Source organism: Kitasatospora nipponensis, assembly GCF_039528135.1.
Taxonomy (GTDB): domain Bacteria; phylum Actinomycetota; class Actinomycetes; order Streptomycetales; family Streptomycetaceae; genus Kitasatospora; species Kitasatospora nipponensis.
Genome location: NZ_BAAALF010000671.1, coordinates 1 through 751, shown reverse-complemented (window position 1 = coordinate 751; position 751 = coordinate 1). Strand labels below are relative to the sequence as shown.

At 68.0% G+C, this 751-nt stretch carries 2 protein-coding genes; both read left to right on the top strand.

Annotation, left to right across the window (positions count from 1 at the left end; translation table 11 throughout):
- Positions 1–427 (top strand): ABC transporter permease (locus ABD323_RS42630; protein WP_344447423.1); only part of this gene is annotated, 427 nt, incomplete at its 5' end.
- The coding region (locus ABD323_RS42625) for an ATP-binding cassette domain-containing protein (protein ID WP_344447422.1) at positions 424–751 on the top strand (328 nt) is incomplete at its 3' end. The genes ABD323_RS42630 and ABD323_RS42625, both read left to right, overlap by 4 nt.

Genomic DNA, 751 nt, shown 5'->3' with positions numbered 1-751 from the left:
CCCCGTCGGTTGGGCGCAGAACCTGCTGCTGCCCTGGATCACCCTGGCCTTCCTGTACGCCGCGACGTACGCCCGGCTCACCCGGGCCACGCTGCTGGACGTGCTCGGCGAGGACTACATCCGGACCGCGCGGGCCAAGGGCCTGAGCGAGCGGAAGGTGATCGGCAAGCACGCGATGCGCTCCACGCTGACCCCGATCCTCACCGTGTTCGGGATGGACCTCGGCGGTCTGATCGGTGGCGCGGTGCTCACCGAGTCGACCTTCAACTTCCGTGGTCTGGGCTACGAGGCGGTCTACGCGATCAACTCCAGCGACCTTCCGGTGATCATGGGCGTGACCCTGTTCGCCGGCTTCTTCATCATCCTGGCGAACCTCGTGGTTGACGTGTTGTACGCCGTGGTCGACCCCCGGGTGAGGCTGACATGAGCAAGAACACCACCATCGTCCCCGGTCAGCGCGGCGAGGCTCCCGAGGGCTTCCTCACCGTCCGCGACCTGCGGGTGCACTTCCCCACCGACGACGGGCTGGTCAAGTCCGTCGACGGCCTCAACTTCTCCCTGGTGAAGGGCGAGACGCTCGGCATCGTCGGGGAGTCCGGCTCGGGCAAGTCCGTCACCTCGCTCTCCATCATGGGTCTGCACCGCACCGGCACCAAGCGCGGCGCACCCCGGATCAGCGGTGAAGTCTGGCTGGACGGCGAGGAGTTGGTCAGCGCCGACCCCGACCGGGTGCGGCAGCTGCGCGGCCAGA